This is a genomic window from Paracoccus sp. Z118 (assembly GCF_019061185.1).
Classification (GTDB): domain Bacteria; phylum Pseudomonadota; class Alphaproteobacteria; order Rhodobacterales; family Rhodobacteraceae; genus Paracoccus.
This window is the reverse complement of record NZ_JAHQZU010000001.1, coordinates 242,624-267,034: the sequence shown is the minus strand read 5'-3', so window position 1 is coordinate 267,034 and position 24,411 is coordinate 242,624. Positions and strand designations below refer to the sequence as shown.

The 24,411-nt window shown below is 69.7% G+C and carries 25 protein-coding genes and 1 tRNA gene; 10 read left to right on the top strand and 16 right to left on the bottom strand.

Annotated features, from left to right (window positions below; translation table 11 throughout):
• The first annotated feature begins 40 nt into the window (after positions 1-40).
• From KTN05_RS01355 to KTN05_RS01345, 3 genes are all read left to right on the top strand, one after another.
• Positions 41-114, top strand: a tRNA-Gly gene (locus KTN05_RS01355).
• 279 nt (positions 115-393) lie between these two features.
• Positions 394-1,152 carry a sulfite exporter TauE/SafE family protein gene (locus KTN05_RS01350; protein WP_371823249.1) on the top strand — a complete coding sequence of 253 codons (759 nt, stop codon included), beginning with the start codon at positions 394-396 and terminating at the stop codon, positions 1,150-1,152.
• Positions 1,153-1,154: 2 nt separating this feature from the next.
• Positions 1,155-1,502, top strand: a complete 348-nt coding sequence (locus KTN05_RS01345) for a RidA family protein (RefSeq protein ID WP_217327559.1) — start codon at positions 1,155-1,157, stop codon at positions 1,500-1,502.
• Here KTN05_RS01345 and lpxB read toward each other — a convergent pair.
• The 13 genes from lpxB to pyrH all read right to left on the bottom strand — a co-directional run bounded on the left by lpxB (position 1,499) and on the right by pyrH (position 14,099).
• Positions 1,499-2,662: a lipid-A-disaccharide synthase gene (gene lpxB / locus KTN05_RS01340; RefSeq protein WP_217327558.1), complete on the bottom strand. Its 1,164-nt coding sequence runs from the start codon at positions 2,660-2,662 to the stop codon at positions 1,499-1,501. The two genes, KTN05_RS01345 and lpxB, sit on opposite strands and share 4 nt — an antisense overlap.
• Positions 2,659-3,474, bottom strand: a complete 816-nt coding sequence (locus KTN05_RS01335) for an LpxI family protein (protein WP_217327557.1) — start codon at positions 3,472-3,474, stop codon at positions 2,659-2,661. The genes lpxB and KTN05_RS01335 overlap by 4 nt, the downstream gene beginning before the upstream one ends.
• Before the next feature lie 10 nt (positions 3,475-3,484).
• Positions 3,485-4,270 (bottom strand): acyl-ACP--UDP-N-acetylglucosamine O-acyltransferase, encoded by a 786-nt coding sequence (gene lpxA / locus KTN05_RS01330; RefSeq protein WP_217327556.1) that lies wholly within the window; start codon positions 4,268-4,270, stop codon positions 3,485-3,487.
• Positions 4,263-4,754 carry a 3-hydroxyacyl-ACP dehydratase FabZ gene (fabZ, locus tag KTN05_RS01325; RefSeq protein WP_217327555.1) on the bottom strand — a complete coding sequence of 164 codons (492 nt, stop codon included), beginning with the start codon at positions 4,752-4,754 and terminating at the stop codon, positions 4,263-4,265. The genes lpxA and fabZ overlap by 8 nt, the downstream gene beginning before the upstream one ends.
• A gap of 26 nt (positions 4,755-4,780) precedes the next feature.
• The gene (locus tag KTN05_RS01320) at positions 4,781-5,389 is read right to left on the bottom strand and encodes a nicotinate-nucleotide adenylyltransferase (RefSeq protein ID WP_371823248.1); all 609 of its coding nucleotides are present in this window, start codon (positions 5,387-5,389) and stop codon (positions 4,781-4,783) included.
• Between the two features lie 50 nt (positions 5,390-5,439).
• The gene (locus KTN05_RS01315; RefSeq protein ID WP_217327554.1) at positions 5,440-6,159 is read right to left on the bottom strand and encodes an OmpH family outer membrane protein; all 720 of its coding nucleotides are present in this window, start codon (positions 6,157-6,159) and stop codon (positions 5,440-5,442) included.
• Complete coding sequence (gene bamA, locus KTN05_RS01310) at positions 6,159-8,495, bottom strand: outer membrane protein assembly factor BamA (RefSeq protein ID WP_217327553.1); 2,337 nt, start codon at positions 8,493-8,495, stop codon at positions 6,159-6,161. Before bamA ends, KTN05_RS01315 begins: the two co-directional genes overlap by 1 nt.
• A 97-nt stretch (positions 8,496-8,592) precedes the next feature.
• On the bottom strand, positions 8,593-9,921 hold the full coding sequence (gene rseP / locus KTN05_RS01305) for an RIP metalloprotease RseP (RefSeq protein WP_217327552.1): 1,329 nt from the start codon (positions 9,919-9,921) through the stop codon (positions 8,593-8,595).
• 14 nt (positions 9,922-9,935) lie between these two features.
• Positions 9,936-11,114 (bottom strand): 1-deoxy-D-xylulose-5-phosphate reductoisomerase, encoded by a 1,179-nt coding sequence (dxr, locus tag KTN05_RS01300; protein WP_217327602.1) that lies wholly within the window; start codon positions 11,112-11,114, stop codon positions 9,936-9,938.
• 1 nt (position 11,115) lies between these two features.
• On the bottom strand, positions 11,116-11,964 hold the full coding sequence (locus KTN05_RS01295) for a phosphatidate cytidylyltransferase (RefSeq protein ID WP_217327551.1): 849 nt from the start codon (positions 11,962-11,964) through the stop codon (positions 11,116-11,118).
• A complete protein-coding gene (uppS, locus tag KTN05_RS01290) occupies positions 11,961-12,698 on the bottom strand; it encodes a polyprenyl diphosphate synthase (protein WP_217327550.1) in 738 nt (245 codons plus the stop codon). The genes KTN05_RS01295 and uppS overlap by 4 nt, the downstream gene beginning before the upstream one ends.
• A gap of 3 nt (positions 12,699-12,701) precedes the next feature.
• Complete coding sequence (gene frr, locus KTN05_RS01285; RefSeq protein ID WP_217327549.1) at positions 12,702-13,265, bottom strand: ribosome recycling factor; 564 nt, start codon at positions 13,263-13,265, stop codon at positions 12,702-12,704.
• Between the two features lie 99 nt (positions 13,266-13,364).
• Complete coding sequence (gene pyrH, locus KTN05_RS01280; protein ID WP_217327548.1) at positions 13,365-14,099, bottom strand: UMP kinase; 735 nt, start codon at positions 14,097-14,099, stop codon at positions 13,365-13,367.
• An 83-nt stretch (positions 14,100-14,182) separates the two neighbouring features.
• Between pyrH and miaA the strand changes: the two genes are divergently transcribed.
• Together miaA and KTN05_RS01270 are read left to right on the top strand one after the other, a co-directional pair.
• Positions 14,183-15,076 carry a tRNA (adenosine(37)-N6)-dimethylallyltransferase MiaA gene (gene miaA, locus KTN05_RS01275; RefSeq protein WP_254367881.1) on the top strand — a complete coding sequence of 298 codons (894 nt, stop codon included), beginning with the start codon at positions 14,183-14,185 and terminating at the stop codon, positions 15,074-15,076.
• Positions 15,077-15,160: 84 nt separating this feature from the next.
• The gene (locus KTN05_RS01270; protein WP_217327547.1) at positions 15,161-16,132 is read left to right on the top strand and encodes an AraC family transcriptional regulator; all 972 of its coding nucleotides are present in this window, start codon (positions 15,161-15,163) and stop codon (positions 16,130-16,132) included.
• Between the two features lie 7 nt (positions 16,133-16,139).
• On the opposite strand, the gene KTN05_RS01265 is transcribed toward KTN05_RS01270, so the two are convergent.
• The 3 genes from KTN05_RS01265 to KTN05_RS01255 form a co-directional block, all read right to left on the bottom strand.
• Positions 16,140-16,931 (bottom strand): RlmE family RNA methyltransferase, encoded by a 792-nt coding sequence (locus KTN05_RS01265; RefSeq protein WP_217327546.1) that lies wholly within the window; start codon positions 16,929-16,931, stop codon positions 16,140-16,142.
• Position 16,932: 1 nt separating this feature from the next.
• The gene (locus KTN05_RS01260) at positions 16,933-18,057 is read right to left on the bottom strand and encodes a Ppx/GppA phosphatase family protein (RefSeq protein WP_217327545.1); all 1,125 of its coding nucleotides are present in this window, start codon (positions 18,055-18,057) and stop codon (positions 16,933-16,935) included.
• A 117-nt stretch (positions 18,058-18,174) separates the two neighbouring features.
• Positions 18,175-19,317, bottom strand: a complete 1,143-nt coding sequence (locus KTN05_RS01255) for a Hint domain-containing protein (protein WP_217327544.1) — start codon at positions 19,315-19,317, stop codon at positions 18,175-18,177.
• Between the two features lie 226 nt (positions 19,318-19,543).
• Between KTN05_RS01255 and KTN05_RS01250 the strand changes: the two genes are divergently transcribed.
• The 5 genes from KTN05_RS01250 to KTN05_RS01230 all read left to right on the top strand — a co-directional run bounded on the left by KTN05_RS01250 (position 19,544) and on the right by KTN05_RS01230 (position 24,276).
• Positions 19,544-19,711, top strand: a complete 168-nt coding sequence (locus tag KTN05_RS01250; RefSeq protein WP_217327543.1) for a hypothetical protein — start codon at positions 19,544-19,546, stop codon at positions 19,709-19,711.
• On the top strand, positions 19,711-20,892 hold the full coding sequence (locus tag KTN05_RS01245; RefSeq protein ID WP_217327542.1) for a VWA domain-containing protein: 1,182 nt from the start codon (positions 19,711-19,713) through the stop codon (positions 20,890-20,892). The genes KTN05_RS01250 and KTN05_RS01245 overlap by 1 nt, the downstream gene beginning before the upstream one ends.
• 39 nt (positions 20,893-20,931) lie before the next feature.
• Complete coding sequence (locus KTN05_RS01240) at positions 20,932-21,615, top strand: M48 family metallopeptidase (RefSeq protein ID WP_217327541.1); 684 nt, start codon at positions 20,932-20,934, stop codon at positions 21,613-21,615.
• A gap of 79 nt (positions 21,616-21,694) precedes the next feature.
• Positions 21,695-22,906, top strand: coding sequence for a hypothetical protein (locus KTN05_RS01235; RefSeq protein WP_217327540.1), 1,212 nt, complete (start codon positions 21,695-21,697; stop codon positions 22,904-22,906).
• A complete protein-coding gene (locus KTN05_RS01230; RefSeq protein ID WP_217327539.1) occupies positions 22,903-24,276 on the top strand; it encodes a cytochrome P450 in 1,374 nt (457 codons plus the stop codon). The genes KTN05_RS01235 and KTN05_RS01230 overlap by 4 nt, the downstream gene beginning before the upstream one ends.
• The last annotated feature ends 135 nt before the right edge of the window (positions 24,277-24,411 follow it).

Below are 24,411 nucleotides of genomic sequence, written 5' to 3'. Positions count from 1 at the left end.
TCTTGACCGGCGGCGCGGGTCACGTTAGCGAAGGCGCAACGCGGGTGTAGCTCAATGGTAGAGCAGAAGCTTCCCAAGCTTACGACGAGGGTTCGATTCCCTTCACCCGCTCCAGCGAACCTCATGTATTTTCAGGAACTTGCGGGAAAATGCGCGAAGGTAGCGGTGAGTTTTCTGACCGCCTGATCCGCACATTCGCCCGTGAATCGGCGTATTTCGGGAGACGAGTCCCGAAGAAACTCCGGTTGGCACTCTCCCGCTCCCAGCCGTCGGCGCGCCGGATCTCTGCCGTCCGGCATCACGCCATGAACATCGGCGGGGCTTGCCCGCCCCGCCCCGAAGCGGCAGTGTCCGCGCCACGGCGCGCAGCCGAAGCAAGGGGGCACGCACGTCGTGAGTTTCGATCTGGTCCTGCTGATCGTGGCGGGTTTTCTGGGCGGCATGCTGAACGCCGTCGCGGGCGGGGGCACGTTCATCACCTTTCCGGCGCTGGTCTTCACCGGGGTGCCGCCGATCGCCGCCAATGCGAGTTCCACCGTGGCCGCGCTGCCGGGCTATCTCGCCTCGGCCATCGGGTTCCGGCGCGATCTGGCGCGGCTGGACCGCGCCGTCGTCGTGCGGCTGACATGGCTCACGCTGCTGGGCGGGGCGACCGGGTCGGTGCTGCTGCTGGTCTCGAGCAGCAAGGCGTTTTCGCTGCTGGTGCCGTTCCTGCTGCTGATCGCCACGCTGGTCTTCGTCTTCGCGGCGCAGGTGCGGGCCTTCGCCTCGCGGTTCCGGGGCGGGGTCGCGGCGTTCGGGGCGGGCACGATGATCCCGGTCGCCATCTATGGCGGCTATTTCAACGGCGGGCTGGGGATCATCCTGCTGGCGCTGTTCTCGCTGTGGGGGATGACGGACCTGCACGAGATGAACGGGCTGAAGACCTGGCTCAGCTTTGCGCTGTCGCTGATCTCGGCGGCGATCTTCGCGGCGGGCGGGCAGATCGTGTGGGTGGAGTGTCTGGTGATGAGCGTCGGCACCATCCTCGGCGGGTTTCTCGGCGCGCCGGCCGCCCGCCTGATCCCGATGCCGGCGCTTCGCGGCTTGATCGCGGTGGTCGGCTTCGGCATGACGGCGGCATTCTTCTGGCGTCTCATCAACGGAGCATGAACATGGCAGACATCAAACGGATCGAATGCGGCGAGCGGATGAGCGAGGCGGTGATCCACGGCGGCGTCCTCTATCTGGCCGGTCAGGTCGGCTCGCCGGGCGCATCCGCCGGGGAGCAGACCCGCGAGGTGCTGGCCGAGGTAGATCGCCTTCTGACTGCCGCGGGCACCGACAAGACCCGCATCCTGCGGGCGCAGATCTGGCTGTCCGACATGGCCGACTTCGCCCAGATGAACGAGGCGTGGGACGCCTGGGTGTCCAAGGGGAACGCCCCGGCGCGGGCGACGGGCGAATCGAAGCTGGCCAGCCCCGACTACAAGGTCGAGATCATCGTGACGGCGGCGCTTTAACGCGCGCGGGCGATCGCGCCCAGAACCGAACGGGCCGCCCGCAGGCCGGGCGGCTCTCCCCCGCGGCCCAGACGCTCCATCGTCAGCTCCATCGCGGCCATCTGCTCGGCCCGCGCCGCAGGATCGTCCAACAGATCGTAGAGCGCGTGCGCCATGGGACCCGGCAGGCAGTTGCGGCCCAGATACTCGGGCACCGCGCGGGTTTCGCTGACGAGGTTGACCAGTGTCACCGTATCGGTCCGCAGCAGCCAGCCGATCACCACCCGGCTGAGCGGGGCCATGTCGTAGCCGATCACCATCGGCACCCGGTTTGCCGCCAGTTCCAGACTGACCGTGCCGGACGCCGCCAGCGCCAGGTCGGCGGCGGCGAAGGCGGCCCGCTTGCCTGCCGCGTCGCCCACGACGATGGGCGCGGTGGGCCAGCGGCGGGTCATTTCGGATATCATGGCCGACACGCCCGGCACGGTCGGCAGCACCACCCGAATCTCCGGGATCCGGTCGCGCAGGCGGATCAGCGCCTCGTCGAAGCGGGGGCCGAGGCGCTGCACTTCGCCCCGGCGCGAGCCGGGAAGGCACAGGACCAGCGGCGCGTCCGGGGCGATGCCATGGCGCTGGCGGAAGGCGGCGGCTTCGGCTTCGGCGGCGCGGGGTTCGGCGACGACCGGATGGCCGACGAAATCGCAGGTCATCCCGGCGGCCCGCATCAGCGGCGGCTCGAAGGGCAGAATCGCGAGAACGTGGTCGATCACCTGCGCCATCTTCGCCGCCCGGCCCGGCCGCCACGCCCAGACCGAGGGCGCGACATAGTGGATCGTGCGGATATTCGGGTCGGCCGCGCGCACCTGCCGCGCCACCCGCAGGGCGAAATCGGGGCTGTCGATCGTCACCAGCGCATCCGGTCGCCAGTCCAGCACCGCCTGCGCGGTCTGGGCCATCCGGCGCTTGAGCGCGCGGTATTGCGGCAGGATCTCCCAGATGCCCATCAGACTCAGTTCGGACATCGGGAACAGGCTGGACAGCCCTTGCGCGGTCATTTCCGGCCCGCCGATGCCCCGGAACTCCGCGCCGGGTTCCAGTTGCTTCAACCCCGCCATCAGCGCGCCGCCCAGCTTGTCGCCCGAGGGCTCTCCGGCCAGCACGAAGATGCGCGGAGGGTTCACGCCCGCGCCCACAGGAACAGGCCCGCATCGTTGGCGGCGGCGACGGTCGCCTCGCGCTCCAGCAGGATCACCCCGCCCGCCTGCCACGCGATCCCGGCCAGCCCCGCGCGCGCGGCCTGCGCCACGCTGTCGGGGCCGAGCGTCGGCAGGTCGATCCTCAGGTCCTGCCCCGGCTTCGGCGCCTTGTAGAAGACGCCCCGCGCGCCCTTCGGGTCGGGCCGCAGGCCGGGATGAAGGGCGACGAAATCCAGCATCGCCTCGGTCCCCGGCAGCGTTTCCACGGCCAGGCAGAGGCCCTGCGCCACCACTGTTCCCTGCCCGATGTCCAGCGCCCCGAGCGCCGCGAGGATTTCCGCCCCACGCTCGGCGTCGCGGCGGTCGGCAGGGGTCGGCTCGCCCGCCAGCACGCCCTCGCCGGGCACCAGATCGGGAAGGATATCCGACACGCCGACCACCGACAGGCCCCAATCCTCGAAGATGGCGATGACCTCGCGCAGCGCGCCGTCGTCACCGGACTGCATCGCCCCCAGGATGCGCGGCAGCAGCGCGGCGGTGCGGGGGTCGAACATCTCGGGATCCAGCCGGGGGCGACGCACGGCGCCGGCAAAGATCACCCGCTCGACGCCCTCATCCACCAGCCGGTCCAGCAGCGGGGCGAGGCGTTCCAGCCGGAACGGCTCGGCCGCCAGCCCCTCGGGGGTGAAACCCTCCAGCGCGAAGACGCGGGGCGCGTCCAGCGCCGCGACGATGCGGGGCGCGAGCCGCCCCTGCCCGGCAATGACCGCGACCGGCCCTGTCGCGCTGCCCGTCATCCCTGCCCCGTCATCCCTGAGGCGTCAGGAAGCTGCGCTCGGTCGGGGCGAGGATGAAGTCCAGCACCTCACGCTCCAGCACCGAAACCTCGCGCTCGGCCCGCTTTCGCGCCGTCTCGCGCAGGCTGCCACCGGCCAGCGCCGCCAGCAGGTCGCGCAGCGCGGTGATGTCGGCGCGGGTTGCCCCGGCGCGTTTCAGCCCCACGAGGTTCAGCCCGTCCAGATGCCCGCGCGGCCCCTGCACCAGCGCATGCGGCAGAACATCGGCCGTCACCATCGTCACCGCGCCGATCATCGCGCCGCGTCCGATGCGGACGAACTGGTGAACGCCCGACAGGCCGCCGACGATCACCCCGTCCTCCAGCACGCAATGGCCTGCAACGGCGACGCTGTTCACCAGGATCACGCGGTTGCCGATCCGGCAGTCATGCGCGACATGGCAGGAGGCCATGAAAAGCCCGTCATCACCGACCGAGGTGAGCCCGCCGCCCCCTTCGGTGCCGGGATGCATGGTGACATATTCACGGATGCGGTTGCGCGCGCCGATCCGCAGCATCGTGCGCTCGCCCCGGAACTTGAGATCCTGCGGCAGCTCGCCGATGCAGGCAAAGGGAAAGATCACCGTGTCGGGGCCGATATGCGTGTCGCCGGTGACGACGACATGGCTTTTCAGCACCGCGCCATCCTCCAGCCGCACCTGCGGGCCGACATGGCAGAAGGGACCGATGCGGACCCCCTGCCCCAGCTCGGCCCCCGGCTCGACGATGGCCGAGGGGTGGATCTGGACCTCAGCCATCGGCCGGCTCTCTGGCGGGCACGTCGAGCATGGCCGCGAAGTCCGCCTCGGCGCAGAGCTTGCCGCCGACCATCGCCCGGCCGTGGAACTTCCAGATCTTGCCGCCGCCGCGCGTGACCTCGACATGAAGCTCCAGCTGGTCGCCGGGCACGACCATGCCGCGGAACTTGCAGTTGTCGATGGACATGAAATAGACCAGCGCGTTGCGGTCGATCAGGTCGACGGTGAAGCCAACCACGACGGCGGCGGTCTGGGCCATCGCCTCGATCACCAGCACGCCGGGCATGATCGGGGCTTCGGGGAAGTGGCCGGGGAAATGCGGCTCGTTCGCGGTGACGCACTTGATGCCGACGCCGCCCTTTCCCGGAACGATGTCGCGGACCTTGTCCACCAGCAGGAACGGATAGCGGTGCGGGATGATCCGCTTGATCAGGGCCAGATCGGCCTCGGTCTGGGGGGCGGGCGAAGGCTCGGTCGCGGCCATGATGTTCTCCGGTTTTTGATCAGCTATCAAACGGGGGGCGGCGTTGGCAAGTTTCGCGCGCCCTGCCCGGCGGCGCGGATCGCACTGGAGGACAGCGCCGACATCGGCATGTTGACCAGCACCCAGGCGGGCGGGTCGCAGGACGCCAGTTCGCCCGCGCGCGATTCCGGCAGCCGATACGGGGCAAGGATGCGGGCGGCGCGCGAGGTGCGGGCGGGCAGGCGCGAGCCGGGGCGGGCGACGACGCCGATGGGCACGCGGGCGGCGATCTCGCGCCAGCGCTGCCAGCGGGCGAACTGCACGAGATTGTCCGACCCCATCAGCCAGACGAACCGCACCCCCGGCCAGCGCCGCTGAAGCGCGGCCAGCGTGTCGGCGGTCAGCCGCGTGCCGAGCCGCGCCTCGACATCGGTGACGGAGATGCGGGGGTTCGTGACCAGCCGCCGCGCCGCCGCGACACGTTCAGCGATGGGCGCGGGACCGTGCGCCTTGAGGGGGTTTCCGGGGCTGACGAGCCACCACACCCGGTCCAGCTTGAAGCGGCGCAGCGCCGTTTCGCTGAGATGAACATGGCCCTGATGCGCGGGGTCGAACGAGCCGCCCAGCAGGCCGATCCGCATTCCCGACAGCGCCACGGGCAGTCCGGCACCCGAATGCGGGCGGGCACGGATCGCGGAAGGCCCGCTCAGTTCGCGGCCTCGGCCGGGGCGGCTGGCTCGGAAAGGGCGGGCGGCGCGGCCGGCACCGGTTCGGGCGCCGGCCCTGCCGCATCCGGTGCGGCGGATGCGCGTGCGTCGGCCTGCCCCACGCCTTCGCCGACCCTGCCCGGCAGCCTTGCACGGCCCTCGCCGTCGCCGATCTGCTCGTTCAGGCGGGCGATGGTCGCCTCGGTCATGTCGATGGAGTCCGCCGACAGCAGCACCGTGCGCGGGTCCAGCACCAGCAGCGCGCCGCGCTCGCGCATCAGCGCGCCGATCACCGGAATCGCGGCGGAGAAGAAGGCCGCCCGCTCGGCCTCGGCCAGCGCCGCGACCTGCAACGCCGCCTCCTCCCGCTCGCGCCGGACGACGGTCACGCGCTCGTCGAAGGCGGTGGCGCGGGCGCGGAACTCCTCGGGCGAGAGCGTGGCGCGCTGTTCGGTCAGCGACGCCTCCTCGGCCGAAAGCTCTGCGAAGATGCGGTCGTTCTCGGCCGAAAGCTCGCGCAGGCGCTCGGTCACCAGCGCCTCGGCCCGCCGGCCCCATGCGGAGCGGCCATACATCGCATCCTGATCGACGGTGACGATGGCCTGGGTCAGCGCGTCGGCTTGCGTCTCGGCCTGCGCGGGCTGCGCCCATGCGGCGGGCACCGGCGCGGCCAGCAGAGCGGCGAGCGTGGCCCCATGGATCAGCGCCCGCCCTGTCATCAGAACCGGGTCGAGATCGTCAGATCGAAGGCCTGTTCCTCGTCGTAGTCTTCCTTCTTGACCGCCTTGGCGAGGTTGAACCGCAGCGGGCCAAGCGGGGTCGTCCAGAACAGCGACACGCCGACCGAGGCGCGGACCTTCATGGAATCGTCCACCTCGCCCAGATAGCCGGCGGTGTTGTCCAGCCCCCAGACCGAACCGACATCCGCGAAGACGGCCCCCGCGACGCCGTATTCCTCGGGCAGGCCCAGCGGGAACTGCGCCTCGGCGCGGGCGGCCCAGAAGAAGTTGCCGCCCAGGGCGTCCTCGTTCGGCGCGTCAGTATCGCGCGGACCGTAGCCGTTCGGCTCGAACCCGCGGATCTTGCTGTTGCCGCTGAAGCGGTCGGTGATCCGGCTTTCCTGATCGTCCAGCATGCTGACCGCGCCGGCCTCGACCTCGGCCAGCAGCGTCACCTCGCGGCGCCAGGCGCGGCTTTCGACGCCGGCCAGAACCGAGGTCGTGACCGACTTCACGTCGCCCCCGAGCCCCGCCACATCCTGCGTCAGCGAAAACTTCCAGTTCGTCACGGGATCGAGCCCGGTCCGGCGGCTGTCGTAGCTGTAGGTATAGCCCAGCGAGGACGACAGCCGCGAGCCCTGCTCGAAATAGAGGATCGGCGACGAGCCGTCGAGCTCGCCCGTCTCGGCGTTGATCTCGATCGGATCGACGTCCTTCAGCTCGTCCTCCTCCAGCCGGTAGCGCAGTTCGACACGGCCATTGGCGCTGACCGGAAATTCCAGCGCGGTCAGGAAGCCGATCGCCTTGGTGTTGTAGTCGCTGTTGAGCCGATCGGTCGTCTGATACCAGGTCGAGAAGCGCGCCCTGAGATCGCGGCCGAGGAAGGCCGGTTCGGTGAAGTCGAACTGGAACCCCTGCGAGCCCGAGGCGGTCGAAAGGCTCAGCCCGACCTGCTGCCCGCGGCCGAGGAAGTTGCTTTCCTGAAGCGAGGCGTTGAAGCCGACGCCGCTGGACGCCGAATAGCTGCCACCGAAGGACAGGCTGCCGGTCGGCTGTTCCTCGACGTTGACATCGACGATCACCTGCTGGGGGCTGGTGCCCTGCCGGCTGCCGACCTGCGCGTCGGCGAAATACCCCAGCGCGCGGATGCGTTCGGCGGCGTTGCGGATCTCGCGCGGGTTGAAGGGGTCGCCTTCGACGGTGCGGAACTGGCGGCGGATCACCTCGTCCAGCGTCGTGGTGTTGCCCTCGATGTCGATGCGCTCGACGAAGATGCGCGGCCCGCGCGTCAGGGCGAAGGTCAGGTCGAGCGTCTGGTTGCTCATGTTGCGCGTGATGCGCGGCTCGATATTGACGAAATCCAGCCCCTGCTGGATCGCCACGGTCTCCATCCGCCGGATGGTGTTCTCGACCGCCTGCGGGCTGTAGACCTCGCCAGAGCCGACGCGGTTCTGCGCGGCGAAGGGCGCGGCATCGACGCCGGGGATCTCGCTGGCGGTGTTCACCCGCCCGAAGGTGTAGCGCGGACCTTCCGTGACGGCGTAGGTGACGTAGAAGGCGTCGCGCTCGCGGGTGATTTCCGGCGCGACGGCCTGCACCCGGAAATCGGCATAGCCGCGCGAGCGGTAGAAGTCGGTCAGAAGCTGCTCGTCAAGCTGGATACGCTCGGGCGCGTAGGTGTCGCGGCGGATGAAGTTGCGCAGCAGGCCCGCCTGCTTGGTGTTCAGGACGTTCCGCAGCCGCCGGTCCGAAAACGCGCGGTTGCCGGTGAAGCCGATACGCTCGATCTCGGTCAGATCGCCCTCGCGCACCTCGAACACGAGGTCCACCTGGTTGTTGGCGCGGCGGATCACGCGCGGATCGACCCGCGCCGCAAGCCGCCCGTCGGCGGCATAGGCGGCGGCGATCAGCTGCGCGTCCTGCTCGGCCTGAGCAGGCGAGAAGACGCGGTTCGCGCGCGAGCTGACGATCTCGGCCATGCGCTCGTCATTGAGGCGGCGGTTGCCCTCGAAGCTGATGACGCGGATCGTCGGATATTCGTTGACGCGGATGACAAGGGTGCCGCCCTGCGGCACCAGCTCGACCTGCTCGAACAGCCCCGACGATTGCAGCCGCTGCTGGGCATCGTTCAGCTGGCCCGCCGACATGGTGCCGCCACGTTCGACATTGGCCATCGACAGGATCGTGTTCGGATCGACCCGCTGGCTGCCTTCGATCTGGACGTTGCTGAACGAGAACGCGGCTTGCGCAAAGGCCGGCGCTCCGGCCAGCACGGGTGCCAGCGCCAGCGCAGATACCAGGGCGACCGCGCCCCTGCCGAAAGTCCTGATGGTCATGGCCGCCCCTCATGCTTCGCCACGCGCCGGTTTCCCCGCCGCCTTTGCCCGCGATGGTTAAACGCAGCAACAAGCCCTGTCAAAACAAAGCCCGCCCTCAGCGGCAGAGAATGTCGTTGGAGAGGCCGAAAACCATCAATGTCAGGATCGCCGCCAGCCCGATCGAGGTCAGCACGCGCATCGCCCGGTCCGATGGCGGACGGCCGGTGACGGCTTCCCAGGTGAAGAACGCCAGATGGCCGCCATCGAGGACCGGGATCGGCAGGATGTTCAGAAAGCCGATCGCCGCCGACAGCACGCCGATCCACCAGATGAAGTTGCCGGCCCCCGAACTCGCCGCGTGGCCGGTGCTTTCCGCGATCGAGATCGCGCCGCCGAGGTTGCAGCCGCCGATCTGCCCCGAGATCACCGCCCACAGCCCGGTCAGCGAGCCGACGATGATCGCCCAGGTCTGCCTGGCTCCGGCACCGACGGATTCCACGATCCCGGCCCCGCGCGTCGCGGGCGTGAAATACCCCTCGCCGCCGGTCACACCGATCAGCCAGCGCTGCTCGTAGCCGTCCTCGGTCGGCAGATCCTGGCGGCGGGGGACGAGGGTGTAGTCGGCCTCGCCCGCGCCCTCGCGCCAGACGCGGAGCAGGAGAGGTTCGCCCTCGGCCGCCTCGACATGGCTGCGAAGCTCGGTGAAGCGGGAAACCGGCGCGCCCTCGATGGCGACGATCACGTCGCCCGCGCGAAGCCCTGCGGTCGCGGCGGCGCTGCGGGGCGCGACGCCGGAGATGCGGGCCGGCGCCGGGTCCGGGCCGGGAACGGTGATTTCTGCCCCATCGCGGCGCACCGTCCAGTCCTGCACCGGGGCGGCGGGCAGGGTTGCGGTCAGGGCGAACAGCTCCCCCCAGGTGGCGACCGGCTGGCCTTCGACGGCGAGGATCTCGTCGCCGGGGCGCAGTTCGTTGACGACCTCGGCCGGGCTGGGGGCGATCTCCCCGATCAGCATCCGGTCCACGGCGACGCCCTGCCAGGCGATCACCCCGGCGAAGATCAGCGTGGCGAGGATGAAATTGAAGACCGGCCCGGCCGCGACCGTGGCGATGCGCGCCCAGAGCGGGGCACCCTCCAGCGTCTGCCGCTTCAGCGCGGGATCGACCTCGACGCCCGGTCCGGCGCTCGCCGCGTCGGAATCGCCGAAGAACCGGACATAGCCGCCCAGCGGGATCGCCGCGACCTGCCAGACCGTGCCGCGCCGGTCGCGCCGCGACCAGAGCCGCGGACCGAAGCCGAGTGAGAACACCTCGGCCCGGATGCCGGACCAGCGGCCGACGATGTAATGGCCGTATTCATGGACGCCGACGATGATCGACAGGGCGATGATGAATGCCAGGATGGTCCAGGCAAGCCCGCCCATCTGGCCGATGATGTCGATCATGAAACGCCTTTCCGTCAGTCTTTCCCGGCCGGACTCCAGCCGGCCGCGTCGCGGCGGGCCGCGCGGTCCCAGGCCAGCACCGCGTCCAGATCGGCCGGACTGGTGCCGAAATGGGGACGCCCTGCGGCGATGTCCAGCGCGTGTTCGACCGCGCCCGCCATGTCGGTGAAGCGCAGGCGCCCGGCGATGAAGTCGTCCAGCGCCTGCTCCTTGGCGGCGTTGAAGACCGCACCCGCGGCGCCCGATTGGTCGATGACCTGCCGCGCGAGCCGCAGCGCCGGCCAGCGCCCCTCGTCCGGTGCGCGGAAGGTGAGCTGGCCGATCGCCGCAAGGTCCAGCCCCGCCACGGGAAGCGGCGCGCGGTCGGGCCAGTTCAGCGCATGGCCGATGGCATGGCGCATGTCGGGCGGGCCGAGATGCGCGAGTGTCGCGCCATCGGAATAGGAGACCATCGCGTGGATGATGGATTCCGGGTGGACCAGCACCCTGATCCGGTCGCTGGTCAGGCCGAAGAATTCGTGCGTCTCAATGACTTCCAGCGCCTTGTTGAACATGCTTGCGCTGTCGATTGTGATGCGCTGCCCCATGTCCCAGTTGGGATGGCTGGACGCCTCCGCCACCGAGGCGAAGGGCAGCCGCTCCAGCGGCCAGTCGCGGAACGCGCCGCCCGAGGCGGTGATCGTCACATGCTCGACACTGTCGAGTTTGCCGCAGTCAAGACACTGAAAGATGGCGGAATGTTCGGAATCGACCGGCAGGATCGTCGCCCCGCTGCGCCGCGCCTCGCCCATCAGCAGAGGGCCAGCGGCGACGAGGCTTTCCTTGTTCGCCAGTGCCAGTGTCCCGCCCCGCTGCGCGACGCGCAGTCCCGGCATCAGCCCCGCCGCGCCGACGATGGCCGACAGCGACCAGTCCGACGGGCGCTGCGCCGCCTCGTCGATGGCGGCATCACCTGCCGCCGCCTCGATCCCCGTTCCGGCCAGCGCCTCGCGCAGGTCGGGGAGCCGGTCTTCGTCCGCGATCACCGCGATCTCGGCCCGCAGCGCGCGGGCCATCTCGGCCAGCCGCAGGGCGTTGCGCCCGCCGGTCAGGGCAATGGTGCGGAAGGCGTCGGCGCCCCCCGCCCGCATCAGCAGATCGAACGCGCTTTCGCCGACCGAACCGGTCGCGCCGAAGATCGAGACGCTCCGCATGTCAGCCACCGATCCTCGGCGGCTCCATCCCGAGCATGCCGGCGAGCGCGGCGACCAGCAGCGCCGCCGTCAGCGCGTCGAACCGGTCCATCACGCCGCCGTGACCCGGGATCAGGCGCGAGCTGTCCTTGATGCCGGTGCGCCGCTTCAGCCAGCTTTCCGCGATGTCGCCCATCTGCCCGGCAAAGGCGATCAGCGGGCCGAGGATCAGCAGCGACCAGTCGGACCCGTCGAAGGCGACCAGCAGCGCGGCAAGGACGAAGGCACCGATCCAGCCGGCGGAGGTTCCGCTCCAGGTCTTCTTGGGGCTGATCGCGGGCCAGAATTTCGGCCCGCCGACCGAGCGGCCGACGAAATAGCCCAGCACGTCGGACTGCACCGCCGTCGCCACCAGCCACAGCGCCGTGCCGAGGCCGATCGACTCGCGCAGCCAGATCAGCGACAGCCCGGCGCCGAGGAAGGCGATGGCGAAGGCGACGAACAGCCCCCGCTGCGCCTCGGCGCTGCGCCGCCAGCCGACGAACAGCGGCGCGGCGAAAAGCACCGCCGCCCAGCCGCCGAACAGCGTCACGGCGAAAAAGACCACCGCCGCCATCGTGGCGATCATCTCGGGGTGGTGCGGCACCCGGCCAGGCACCTGGACCGCCGTCACGCGCGACAGTTCCCACATCAGGGCGCCCATCAGGATGGCCAGCCCGAATGCAAGGAAGATGCCGCCGAGGAACAGCAGCGCAAGGCCCACACCCGCCACCAGCACGCCCGAACCGAGCCTGCGGCTGAGATCGGCCCACCGGCCTGTCCCGACGATCTGCGGCTCAGGCGATGGGGGCGGCGGCGAAGGCGGCCTCATGCCGCCCCGAAGCGGCGGTCGCGCATCCCGAAGCGGTCCAGAATCTCCTCCAGATGCGCGGGGGTGAAATCGGGCCACAGCGTCGGGGTGAACTCGTATTCCGCATAGGCTGCCTGGAACGGCAGGAAATTGGAAATCCGCGTCTCGCCCGAGGTGCGGATGACCAGATCCGGGTCAGGATGGCCGGCGGTATCGAGGCAGGCGGCGAGGTCCGCCTCGGTCGGCTCTCCGATCTCGCCCCGGCCGATCTTGGCTGCCAGCCGCGCGCTGGCGCGGGTCAGCTCCGCCCTTCCGCCATAGTTGATCGCGACCGTCAGGTTCAGGCGCGAATTGCCCGCCGTCTGCACCTCGATGCTGTCCATCAGCCCGCGCAGCTTGCGGTCCAGCGGCTCGCGGTCGCCGATGAAGCGCATCCGCACCCCCTCGGCCGCCATCGCGTCGGCCTCGCGCCGGATATAACGGGCGAAGATGCCCATGAGGCCCAGCACCTCGACGGTCGAACGCTTCCAGTTCTCGGTCGAGAAGGCGTAGATCGTCAGCCAGTTCACCCCCATCAGAGGGCAGGCGTGCACGATCTGCTTGACCCGCTCGGCCCCGCGCCGGTGGCCGACGAGCCGGGGCCAGCCGCGTTCGGTCGCCCAGCGTCCGTTGCCGTCCATGATGATGGCGACATGGCGCGGGCGGGCCGCGCCGGTCAGCCCTTCGGTGAGTTGCGGCGCGGCATCAGCGACCATGATTCAGACCTGCATGATTTCGGCTTGCTTGGATTCAAGCGCCTTGTCGACCTCGCCGATCATCTTATCGGTCAGCTCCTGCACCGACGTCTCCCAGAACTTCTGGTCGTCCTCGGCCATGCCCTTGGACTTGGCTTTCTTGATCTGGTCCATGCCGTCGCGGCGCACGTTGCGGACCGCGACGCGGGCGCTTTCGGCATATTGCGCGGCGACCTTGGTCAGCTCGCGCCGACGCTCCTCGTTCAGTTCGGGGATCGGCAGCATGATGATGGTGCCGTTGAGCTGCGGGTTGATGCCCAGTCCGCTTTCGCGGATCGCCTTCTCGACCTTGCCGACCATGGCCTTGTCCCAGACGTTGATCGTGACCATCCGCGGCTCGGGGACGTTCACCGTCCCGACCTGATTGATGGGCGTGGGCGAGCCATAGGCATCGACCATGATCGGGTCGATCATCGAGGCGGATGCGCGGCCGGTCCGCAGCGTCTGGAACTCGTGGCGCAGGCTTTCCATCGCGCCCTTCATGCGGCGCTCCAGATCGTCGGTGTCGATTTCGATGTCGTCAGCCATGCGTGCTGCCCTCTGCCCGTCTTTTTGCCCGTGTTTGAGCGTTTCTAGCCAAACCCGCCGCGCATGGCAAAGGCAAAGGCGCGGAGGATGGCAAAGCAATCAGCCGTGGACACGCGTAGAGGTGCCGGTGCCGTTCAGGATGCTGCGGAAGCCGCCCGGCTCGTCCAGCGAGAAGACGATGATCGGCAGATCGTTGTCGCGGGCGAGCGCGATGGCGCTGGCGTCCATCACCCCCAGATGCTTCTGCAGCACCTCGTCGTAAGTCACGCTTTCGTACCGCTTGGCGTCGGGGAACTTCTTGGGGTCGCAATCATAGACGCCATCGACCTTGGTCCCCTTGAAGATTGCCTCGCAGTTCATCTCGGACGCCCGCAGCGTCGCGGCCGTGTCGGTGGTGAAATAGGGGTTCCCGGTGCCGGCGGCGAAGATGCAGATGCGCTTCTTTTCCAGATGGCGGACGGCGCGGCGGCGGATATAGGGCTCGGCCACCTCGTCCATGCGGATGGCGCTGATGACGCGGGTGTGGATGCCCTTGGCCTCCAGAGCGGCCTGCATCGCCAGCGCGTTCATCACGGTCGCCAGCATCCCCATGTAGTCGGCGGTGGTCCGCTCCATTCCCTGGGCGCTGCCCTGCAGCCCCCGGAAGATGTTGCCGCCGCCGATGACCATGCAGATCTCGACGCCCATCTTGTGGACCGACTCGACCTCGTCCGCGATCCGGGCGACCGTCGGCGGGTGCAGGCCGTAGGACTGGTCCCCCATCAGCGCCTCGCCCGAGATCTTCAGCATGACGCGGGAATAGCCGCTCGGCCTCGTGGATGTGGTATCGCTCATGCCGTCGTGCCCCGCTGCGTGCCTGCTGTTTCGCTGCCGGGCAAAATGTCGCAAACGGGGGTCGGGTTCAACCGATAGAGACGATGCCGCCCGAAATGCCGCCCAGCCTGCCCAAGATCGACCCGGCCCGCCACGTCCTGATCGCCGGGCCGACCGCCTCGGGCAAGTCGGCCCTGGCGCTGCGGATCGCGCAGGCGCAGGGCGGGATCGTCGTCAACGCCGACGCGCTGCAGGTCTGGTCCTGCTGGCGGGTGCTGACCGCCCGCCCCGATGCGGCGGACGAGGCACTCGCGCCCCACGCGCTCTACGGCCATGTCGATCCGGGGCGCAGCTATTCGGTGGGCGACTGGCTGGCCGAGGTCGCGGCGCTGCTGGCGAGGGGGCAGCGGCTGATCGTGGTCGGCGGCACCGGGCTTTACCTCACCAGCCTGACACGCGGGTTGGCGGTGATCCCGCCGGTCCCGCCCGAGATCCGGGCGCGGGGCGATGCCTGGCTCGCGGAAGGCGGGTTGGAGCCGATGGTCGCCGCGCTCGATCCGCGCACCCGCGCCGGGCTGGACCTGCGGAACCCGGCCCGTGTCCAGCGCGCCTGGGAGGTGCTGGAGGCGACCGGCCGCGGCCTTGCCGACTGGCAGGCCGAGACGCCCGCGCCACTGATCGGGTCGGAGGACGCGGCCCGGCTGGTGCTGCACGCGGATCGCGATGCGCTGGCCGCCCGGATCGAACGGCGGTTCGATGCGATGCTTGCCAGCGGCGCCTTGGACGAGGTCGCGGCCATGCTGCACGTCTGGGATGATTCGGCCCAATGGGCGCGGGCGATCGGCGCGCCGGAACTCGCCGCCCATTTGCGCGGAGAGCTGCCCTTGGCCGAGGCGCGGGAGCGGGCCGTCGTTGCCACCCGGCAATACGCGAAATCGCAGCGAATCTGGTTCCGAAACCGCATGCGCGACTGGATTTCCGTTGCCGCGGAGGGGTGAGCGGGCGTAAAATTCAGGAACGTTCACGACCTGTTAACGTTTCATCTGCAAGTTGCTTCGCGCAGGAATGCTTGCAGGAATAAGATGCTAGACCCCGATCCGCATATCGCCGCCAGATTCGGCCCGCATCCCACGGGCGCGGCGGAGCCTGACACGCCGCTGGTCCTGACGCCCGCGAACCGCACCAACGGCACCGCTCCACTCCGGCCATATACCGGCCGCACCGCGCATGTGCTCGACGGCCTTCGGGTCATGCCGCTGGGCAGTTTCTCATGGGGCGGGCAAGGCGCGGTCCAACTGCCGCGCGTTCGCAGCGACAGCGTGCTGATGCTGATCGACGCCGGGGCGATGCGAATCGACCTGCCCCGCGGCGGGCAGGCGTTTCAGCCCGGCCAGATGATCTTCGTGCCCGCCGGCAGCGCCTTCGCCGCCCAGCCTTCGGCGGATGCCGGCGGCGCGGTCCTGCGGATGCCGGCGGCGCTGACGCGCGATCTGGCGCCCGGCTTTCCCCAACACCTGCTCGCCGGCCGCCCCTCGGCTGCGCTGCGGGCGGAAATCTGCGCCCATGTCGCCGCGATCCAGCGCGATTCGGGGGCGCCGTTCGCCTCCGCCCGCCTCACCGCCGAACTGCGGTTGCGCCTGCTTGCCCTGCTGCTGCAACGCGCCGACCTGTTCGAGCGCGAGGATGCCGCGGCACCCGCCTTGCGCCACGGCGACAGATCGAAACAGATCCTACAGGACTTCGAGGCGCTTGCGGGCCGTGAACTGGGGCGCGGGCGGACACTTTCCGACCTCGCGGAAGCCATCGGGGCGACGATGCCCGATCTCGACGCCGCCTGCCGGACCCAGCGGGGGCAGAGCGCGCTGGATATCCTCTACGAACTGCGGCTGGAACGCGCGACCGCCATGCTGCGCGGCGGCCATGACAGCCTCGCCGAGATTGCCTCGGCCCTCGGCTATACCGGCGTCGCCCACCTGAACCGCGCCTTCGTCAGCGCGACCGGGCGGACGCCGGAGAGCTTTCGGTCCGAGCGGGAGCAGACGGCGGAGGTCTAGCGGAGCCTCACATCGCGGCCGGCGGTTTCTCCTGGTCCTCGCCATCCATCGTATCGGCGGAAGCGAGGTTGCCGCCACGGAAGCCCTGCGCGACGACGAATTTCTCGGAGGAATCCGAACGGCTTGCGGGGGGCTTCACATTCGCCACCTTGTCGAAATTCTGTTTCAGCAGCCTCTGCAGGCTGCTTTCCGCGCCGCCCGCCAGCACCTTGGCAACGAACGTCCCGCCCGGTGTCAGCACGTCGAAGGCGAACGCCGCCGCCGCCTCGACCAGCGCCACGATCCGCAGGTGATCGGTGCCCTTGTGCCCCGACGAGGATGCCGCCATGTCCGACATCACCACGTCCGCGGGGCCGCCCAGCCATTCCTTGACCAACGCATCCGCATCGTCTGACAGAAAATCGAGCTGGTGAAGCTCGGCCCCTGCGATCGGATCGATCTCCTGCAGGTCCACCCCAAGCACCCGGCCCTGCGCCTTGCCCGCTTTCTCGCCCAGCGCGTTCACCCGTGCGACCGCGACCTGCGACCAGCCGCCGGGCGCCGCGCCCAGATCGACCACGCGCGCGCCGGGCTTGAGGAACCCGTATTTGTCGTCCAGCTCGATGATCTTGTAGGCCGCGCGGCCGCGATAGCCCTCGCGCTTGGCCCGCGCCACATAGGGATCGTTCAGCTGCCGCTCCAGCCACAGCGTGCTGGACAGCTTGCGGCCCTTGGCCGACTTGACCCGCACCCGCAGGTCACGCTGCCCGCGCCCCGAGCTTTTCCTTGCCCGCTCACCGGGCTTCTTTCCGTCCGTCATCTCATGCCACCCCGTTCAGCCCCTCGGGCGTCAGCACGCCATCGCGCACCATCTGGGCGTAAAGCAACCCCTCGCGCAGGCCGCGATCCGCGACCGACAGCCGGTCGGTGGGCCAGACCCGCATCAGCGTCTGCAGGATCGCCGCGCCGGACATGATCAGCGCGTGACGCTCGCGCCCGATCCGGGGATCAGCGCGCCGCCCCTCGGGACCCAGCGCGAGATATTCGCGGATCACCTTGTCGATCTGGGCCGAGGTCATCGTCAGCCCGTCCACCTTGGTGCGGTCGTAGCGCTTGAGTCCCAGATAGCTCGCCGCGACGGTGGTGACGGTGCCGGAGGTGCCGATGATCTGAAAGTTGTCGGCCTTCCGGTCGGCGGTGACATAGGGGACGAAATCGGCCAGCATCTCCTCGAAATGCCAGCTCATCAGGGCGAAGCGGCCCGGATCGTCCTCGACATCCGCGAACTGGTCCCGCAGGGTCGCGACGCCCAGCGGCACGCTGATCCAGTCCACCACCCGCGCCGCGCCCGGCCCGTGATTGCCGAACCCGTCGCCCAGCGCCATGATCGCACGGGGCCGCTCGACCGGATCGACGCCGCTCACGTCGATCCAGACCAGTTCGGTCGACCCCCCGCCGATATCGACGATCAGCAGTTGCTCGGTCCGCAGGCTCACCAGCGGCGCGCAGGAGATGACGGCGAGCCGCGCCTCTTCCTCGGGCTGGATGATTTCCAGCGGCAGACCCGTCTCGCGCCGGATGGTGCGCATGAAGTCGCGGCTGTTGCGGGCGCGGCGGCAGGCCTCGGTCGCGACCAGCCGCATATGCGCGACGCCGTGGTTTTCCAGCTTGCGGCGGCAGACCTGCAGCGCGTGGACGGTGCGGGCCATCGACTGCCGCGACAGCCGGCCAGACGCCTCCAGCCCGTGCCCGAGCTGCACCGGCTTGGAGAAACTGTCGATCACCTGGAACTGACTGCCCGAGGGGCGGGCGATCAGCATCCGGCAACTGTTCGTGCCCAGATCGAGAGCCGCATACAGCGTGTTCTCGTCTGGCTGGCGGGCGGCGGCAGGCTCGACCGAAGGCTTCGGGAACGCGTCCGCACCCGCGGGACGCATGGGCGTCATGGCAACGCCCTCCGATTTCAACTTGCCTTCAGCCTAATCACCCCCCCGCCGGGGATCAAGCCTTTCCCGGAATCGGCGCGGCGGATCGGGCCAGCCGACCGGCGCCGTGCAGGCTGCCTATTGCAGCGACAGCGCGCCGTGACGCTCGGCCAGACCCCTGCCCTGCCGCCCTGTCAGGAACGGCCGCGCGCCGGCCTCCGGCAGACCGGCCTTCAGTTCGGGGAACAGCGTCAGGATCTCGTTCCGCGCGGCCTCGCCCAGCGCCAGCAGTGCCTGCTCGCCCAGGAACAGCGATTCCGAGGCGGCGCCTTCGGACAGGACGATCTCGTGCCGGTCGAACAGGATGTGGTGATACGTGACCTCTCGCAGATCGCGGGCGATCTCCACACCGTCGAGCGCCAGCAGGTGCTTGGCCGCGACCAGCACCTCATCCGCCCCGAACATCGCCCGCGCCACCGCCGAGCGCACCATCACCCGGTGCTGCGGCGAGACGAGCAGGTCGCGCCGCGGCAACCGCTCGCCCAGCGCGCCCCGGCGGATGCGGATCGGCAGCAGCGCCAGGTTGGCGGCGAGATCCACGGCATCCAACCGCCGCGCCCCCGCCCAGCGCACCACCTGCAACCCGTGATCCACCGTCTGCACCAGATCGCCAACGGCGATCCGCTCCACCGGGCGGTGGCCCTTGGCGGTCATGATCCGGGTGCCGCCCGCGAAGCAGGGCACGAATTTCACCTGCGGCCGGGTGGTGTCGAGATTGTTGTTGAAAGGATTGAGTTCAGCCAACCCGGTCAGCGTCAGCGACTTGATCGGCCCGGCCGTCAGCGCGTCGTTGCCACCGTCGCGGTTCGGGACGAGGAAGGTCCGCCCCTGATCGTCCTGCATGACCGTGACGACGACGCCTTTCGCCTGACTGCCGTCCAGATAGGTCAATGTCGCGCGATACTGCGTCACCCCGTCGAAGGCGAAGGCGCTCGCCATCCCGCCATCGACCGCAAGCGGACGGTCGGTCGAAAACGTCTCCTCAGCCCTGAAGAGCGTGTCGCCGCGCAGCATCCCGTCGCCATTGCGGTCCTGCGTGGTGATCGCGACGATACCCTGGGTCAGCGGCGCCCCGGCGCTGCCGAAGGTCGTCCCCAGCAGGGCGAAGCTGGTTTCGGTGCCGGGTAGCGCCTCGAACCGGTCGATATGCTGGTCGGGCTTCACGTCGCCCAGATAGATGGCCTGGAACTGTTCGCCGATCGGCGCCGGTGGCTTGTGCATCGTCTTCCTCGTCGCGAAAGCGCCGCGGGGCGCGTGCCAAGGGCTACGAGGAAACGCCGATTCCAGCTAATGTAATGACCTTAAATATGTTTAAAATCAAGATGTTAACTGGTTAACGAAGCGATATTTCCGACCCCGCCTGCAAGGTCTGACACCGCCGCCCTGTCACGTTCCGCTTGTCGCGCGGGACTGCCCGGCCTAGATCAACCCCGACGCCGGAGGCCCCATGATCGTCATCGCAGCCATCATCCTTGGCGCCCTGCTGGGCGACCGCCGCGCCCGCAAGGCGGGCGGCAACCGCAGCGACCGGCTGCAATATGCCGCCGCGCACGCGCTCGCCTTTGCGCTGGTGGGGCTGTTCGCCACGATCGCCGTCGATCGCTGGATGCGCTGATGTTCCGCCCGTTCCTCGATTCGCTGCGGCGACATGGGGTTCCGGTCTCCCTGCGCGAGTGGCTGGACCTGATGGGGGCGATGCAGGCGGGCCTGTCGAACTGGTCTGTGGACGACTTCTACACCCTCGCTCGCGCCATCCTCGTCAAGGACGAGCGGCATATCGACCGCTACGACCGCGCCTTCGCGGAAAGCTTCGCCGGACTGGAGACGGTCCCGGTCGAGGCGCTGGTGAGCGAGACCGCCCTGCCCCGCGAATGGCTGGAGAAGCTGGCCGAGAAGTTCCTGACCGACGCCGAGAAGGCCGAGATCGAAGGCTCCGGCAGCTTCGAGGCGCTGATGGAAAAGCTGCGCCAGCGTCTGGCCGAGCAGCAGGGCCGCCACCAGGGCGGCAACAAATGGATCGGCACCGGCGGCACCTCGCCCTTCGGCGCCTATGGCTACAACCCCGAAGGGGTGCGGATCGGGCAGGCCGAAAGCCGCCACCGCCGCGCGGTGAAGGTCTGGGACAAGCGCGAGTTCCGCGATTTCGACGATCAGGTCGAGCTTGGCACCCGCAACATCAAGGTCGCGCTCAAGCGCCTGCGGCAATGGGCGCGGCATGGCGCGGCTGAGGAGCTGGACCTGCCCGGCACCATCCGCGCCACCGCCGATCACGGCTATATCGACGTGCAGACCCGGCCCGAGCGGCGCAACGCGGTCAAGGTGCTGCTGTTCCTCGACGTGGGCGGCAGCATGGACGACCATGTCCGCGTCGTGGACGAGCTGTTCTCGGCCGCCCGCGCCGAGTTCCGGCACATGGAACATTTCTACTTCCACAACTGCCTTTACGAAGGCGTCTGGAAGGACAACCGCCGCCGCTGGGATGCGCAGACGCCGACCTGGGAAGTGCTGCACAAATACGGACGGGACTATAAATGCATCTTCGTGGGCGACGCCTCGATGTCGCCCTATGAGATTGCAGCGCCAGGCGGCGCGAACGAGCATTGGAACCCCGAGCCGGGCGAATTGTGGCTGCGCCGCGCCTGCGAGACATGGCCCGACCATGTCTGGCTGAACCCGGTGGCCGAGGCGCATTGGGGCTACACCCCCTCCATCGGCATGATCGGGCAGATCTTCGAGGCGCGGATGATGCCGCTGACGCTGGACGGGCTGACGCGGGCGATGCGGGTGCTGGGCTGAGGCGATTGACCGCCGCCGCCCGCGCTCTACATTCATTCCATGATCAAGTTCCTGCCGATCCTGCTGATGATCCTCTACGCCGTCGCGGTGTGGATGTTCTCGGTCTGGCGGCTGAAGCGGGAACTGGACGCCAACTCCACCCCGCTGGCCGATCCGCGCATGGCCGCGATGCTTGAACGCCTGGGGGCGGCGATGGGCCTGCCGCCGATCCGCGCCCATATCTACGAGGTCGCGCCGGTCAACGGCATGGCCGCGCCAGACGGGCGGGTGTTCCTGACGCGCGGCTTCATGGATCAACTGGACGCCGGCCGCGTCACCGAAGCCGAGCTTGCTTCGGTCATCGCGCATGAGCTTGGCCACGTCGCCCACGGCCATACCCGCCGCCGGATGCTGGATTTCGCCGGGCAGAACGTCATTCGCAGCGTGCTGGGCGTGACGCTTGGCCGGTTCATTCCCGGTATCGGCCCGTGGCTGGGCACGCTCGTGGCCAGCGCCATCGCCGCCCGCCTCTCGCGCGAGGATGAATATCAGGCCGACGCCTTCGCCGCCGCGCTGATGACCAAGGCGGGGTTCGGCGTCGGGCCGCAGGTCGAGCTGCTGGCCCGGCTCGACCGGCTGACCGGCGCGGGCGGGCGCGGGCCGGTGGCCTGGCTCGCCTCGCACCCCGCGACCGACCGGCGCATCGCCGCGATCCGGGCGCTGGAGGCGCGCTGGCACGCTTGAAACGGCCTGCCTGCTTGCCCCCGCCCCCGATCCGCCTAGAGTGCCCGCGCCGGTAGCCGAGCAGGAGCGGGGCACAACCATGAGCCGACCATTCCGTCGCAGGGTGCTGTATATCCCCGGCTACGACCCCATGCCCCCGCGCCGCTACCGCGAGCTTTACAAGCGCGAGGGGACCGAGCAGGCGCGGATTTCCGGCTACAGCCTCAGCTTCGGCCCGCGCCGCGACCGCACCGGTTTCGGCTGGGGCGTGAGCGGCAACTTCGACGGCCGGGCGACCGAGGCGGAGTTCGAGGTGCTGGTCTGGGCCGATCTCGTGCAGCGCTCGATGGGTCGGTCGATCCCCGCGACCTACGGCCAGCTTTTCCGCACGGCTTGGGCCTATATCGGCTCGGGCGCGCTGTGGCGGCTGATGCGGCTGCGGCGGGGACCGGTGATCGCCGCGCTTTATCCGATCGTGGTGTTGGTGATGCAGGCGGCGCTGGCGCTGATGGTGGCGTTGGGTATCGTGTGGCTGGTGGCGCAGGCCCTGCCGTGGTGGGCCGGGCTGGTCCCGGCGCTTGCCGTGGCCTGGGCGATCCTCGCCGCATTCCGCCGGGCGGATGGCCGGTTCTTCGCCTATTACCTGATGCACGACTACGCCTTCACCGCGCAGGACGGCGGCACCTATCCGCCCGCGCTGGAAGCCCAGATCGCCCGCTTCGCGGATCGCATCGCCGCGGTGCTGAACGGGGAGTGGGACGAGGTGCTGGTCGTCGGCCATTCGTCGGGCAGCTATCTTGCCGTGTCGGTGCTGGCTGACCTGATCCGCTCGGGCCGGGCGCGGGCCGATGGGCGGCTGGCGCTGCTGACGCTCGGCCATGTGGTCCCGATGGCCGCCTCGCTGCCCCGCGCCGACCGGCTGCGCGATGATCTGCGCTTCCTCGCGGCCCGCCCTGAAGTGGACTGGGTGGATGTCACGGCACCGGGCGATGCCTGCTGCTTCGGCCTCTGCGATCCGGTCGCGGTGGCCGGGGATGACCCGCCGGGACGCCGCGGCCCGCTGGTCCTGTCGGCGGCCTTCACGCAGACCCTGTCGCCGCAGCGCCGGCGCGCGCTGCGCGGGCGCTGGTTCCGGCTGCATTTCCAGTATCTCTGCGCCTTCGACCGGCCCGGCGCTTATGACTACTTCGCTGTCACCGCCGGGCCGCTGCGGCTGGCCGAGCGGTTCAAAGGCCGCAGCCACTCGCCGGGCCGGATCACCCGCAGCGCCGCCCCGCCAACGCGCCGCAGGCTGGCCGGAACCGCGCCGTGATCCCGCCCAAGCCCGAAGCCTCGACCCGCCGCAGCACGGTGCCGCGCCTTGTCCGCGCGTTCCGGCGCGACCTGCTGTCGGCGATGCCCGCGCGGCTCTACCGCGCCTGGATGGCCGAGTTCCGCAGTCCGGTGATCCGCACCGCGCTCTGCAACGATCCGACGCTGGTGCGGCTGGTGCTTCAGGAACGCCCCGGCGACTTCCCCAAGTCGAGCCGCCTGCGCGAGGGGCTGGCACCGCTGCTGGGCCATTCGGTCTTCATCACCAACGGCGAGGACTGGGCCTTCCAGCGCCGCATCATCGATCCGGCGTTCGAGGGGGGCCGCCTGCGCGAGACCTTCCCGGCCATGTGGGCCGCCTCGGTCGCCGCAACCGAGCGGCTGGCCGCCCGCGCCGGAGCCGAAATCGACATTGAGCCGGAAACCAGCCACGCCGCCGCCGACGTGATCTTCCGCACGCTGTTTTCCATGCCGATCGAGCACCGGATCGCCGCGCAGGTCTTCGCCGCCTTCCACGCCCATCAGGACGCGCAGCCGCTGGTGAACGCCGGCGCGATCCTGCGGCTGCCGCGCTGGCTGCCACGGCTGCATTCGCGCCGCACGCGCCGCAGCGCCAAGGCGATCCGCGGGCTGATCGCCGATCTGGTCACCGCCCGCGCCGCCGCGATTGCGGAGGGCACCGCGCCCGATGACCTCGCGACCAAGATCATGACGACCCCGGACCCGCAGACCGGCCGCTGCTTCTCGCATGGCGAGATGGTCGATCAGGTGGCGACCTTCTTCCTTGCCGGGCACGAGACCTCGGCCAGCGCGCTGGCCTGGGCGCTGTGGCTGCTGGCCGCCTCGCCCGAATGGCAGGATCGCGTCGCCGCCGAGGCGCGCGCGACGCTGCGCCATGGCGCGGAGCCGCCCGACTTCGCCGCCGTCGCAAGGCTTTCCGCCGCCCGCGCCGTGTTCCGCGAGGCGATGCGGCTTTATCCGCCGGTGCCGATGATGGTGCGGGAAACGACCGCGCCCGAGCGGTTCCGGGACCGCGACCTGCGGCCCGGCACGCAGATCGTCCTGTCGCCCTGGCATCTGCACCGCCATGAACGGCTGTGGAGCCGCCCCGACGAGTTCGATCCCGCCCGCTGGACCACCTCGGACGGCCGGGCGAGCGCGCGAGACGCCTATATCCCCTTCAGCGCCGGTCAGCGCGTCTGCCCCGGCGCGGGCTTCGCGATGATCGAGGGGCCGCTGATGCTGGCCCTGATCGCCGGCAGGCTGAGGCTGGAGCGGGGCGCCGCCGATCCGGTGCCCGTCGCCCGGCTGACGGTGCGGGGGCGAGATGGCATCCGCTTGAAGCTGTCGCTGCGCGAGGGGGCGGGCTAGCGCGAGAAACGCCGCTTCGCGGGGCATTCATCGCGGCACTCAGGACGGTCGTTTACCTACGGCAAGCCCCGCCCCCGCAAGCCGCGCCTGCAACTGCTGCTGGCACCATCGAACGATACCGCCAGCGCGTCGCGG

Excerpts from the sequence above, each read along its gene's own strand:
- bamA (WP_217327553.1), bottom strand. The coding sequence starts at position 8,495 with ATGACCATCAGGACTTTCGGCAGGGGCGCGGTCGCCCTGGTATCTGCG.
- KTN05_RS01295 (WP_217327551.1), bottom strand. The coding sequence starts at position 11,964 with ATGAGGCCGCCTTCGCCGCCGCCCCCATCGCCTGAGCCGCAGATCGTC.
- KTN05_RS01245 (WP_217327542.1), top strand. The coding sequence starts at position 19,711 with ATGTTCCGCCCGTTCCTCGATTCGCTGCGGCGACATGGGGTTCCGGTC.
- KTN05_RS01345 (WP_217327559.1), top strand. The coding sequence starts at position 1,155 with ATGGCAGACATCAAACGGATCGAATGCGGCGAGCGGATGAGCGAGGCG.
- KTN05_RS01255 (WP_217327544.1), bottom strand. The coding sequence starts at position 19,317 with ATGCACAAGCCACCGGCGCCGATCGGCGAACAGTTCCAGGCCATCTAT.
- KTN05_RS01235 (WP_217327540.1), top strand. The coding sequence starts at position 21,695 with ATGAGCCGACCATTCCGTCGCAGGGTGCTGTATATCCCCGGCTACGAC.
- fabZ (WP_217327555.1), bottom strand. The coding sequence starts at position 4,754 with ATGGCCGCGACCGAGCCTTCGCCCGCCCCCCAGACCGAGGCCGATCTG.
- KTN05_RS01250 (WP_217327543.1), top strand. The coding sequence starts at position 19,544 with ATGATCGTCATCGCAGCCATCATCCTTGGCGCCCTGCTGGGCGACCGC.
- KTN05_RS01315 (WP_217327554.1), bottom strand. The coding sequence starts at position 6,159 with ATGACAGGGCGGGCGCTGATCCATGGGGCCACGCTCGCCGCTCTGCTG.
- pyrH (WP_217327548.1), bottom strand. The coding sequence starts at position 14,099 with ATGAGCGATACCACATCCACGAGGCCGAGCGGCTATTCCCGCGTCATG.
- uppS (WP_217327550.1), bottom strand. The coding sequence starts at position 12,698 with ATGGTCGCTGATGCCGCGCCGCAACTCACCGAAGGGCTGACCGGCGCG.
- rseP (WP_217327552.1), bottom strand. The coding sequence starts at position 9,921 with ATGATCGACATCATCGGCCAGATGGGCGGGCTTGCCTGGACCATCCTG.
- KTN05_RS01265 (WP_217327546.1), bottom strand. The coding sequence starts at position 16,931 with ATGACGGACGGAAAGAAGCCCGGTGAGCGGGCAAGGAAAAGCTCGGGG.
- dxr (WP_217327602.1), bottom strand. The coding sequence starts at position 11,114 with ATGCGGAGCGTCTCGATCTTCGGCGCGACCGGTTCGGTCGGCGAAAGC.
- KTN05_RS01335 (WP_217327557.1), bottom strand. The coding sequence starts at position 3,474 with ATGACGGGCAGCGCGACAGGGCCGGTCGCGGTCATTGCCGGGCAGGGG.
- KTN05_RS01260 (WP_217327545.1), bottom strand. The coding sequence starts at position 18,057 with ATGACGCCCATGCGTCCCGCGGGTGCGGACGCGTTCCCGAAGCCTTCG.
- lpxA (WP_217327556.1), bottom strand. The coding sequence starts at position 4,270 with ATGGCTGAGGTCCAGATCCACCCCTCGGCCATCGTCGAGCCGGGGGCC.
- frr (WP_217327549.1), bottom strand. The coding sequence starts at position 13,265 with ATGGCTGACGACATCGAAATCGACACCGACGATCTGGAGCGCCGCATG.
- miaA (WP_254367881.1), top strand. The coding sequence starts at position 14,183 with ATGCCGCCCGAAATGCCGCCCAGCCTGCCCAAGATCGACCCGGCCCGC.
- KTN05_RS01270 (WP_217327547.1), top strand. The coding sequence starts at position 15,161 with ATGCTAGACCCCGATCCGCATATCGCCGCCAGATTCGGCCCGCATCCC.
- KTN05_RS01240 (WP_217327541.1), top strand. The coding sequence starts at position 20,932 with ATGATCAAGTTCCTGCCGATCCTGCTGATGATCCTCTACGCCGTCGCG.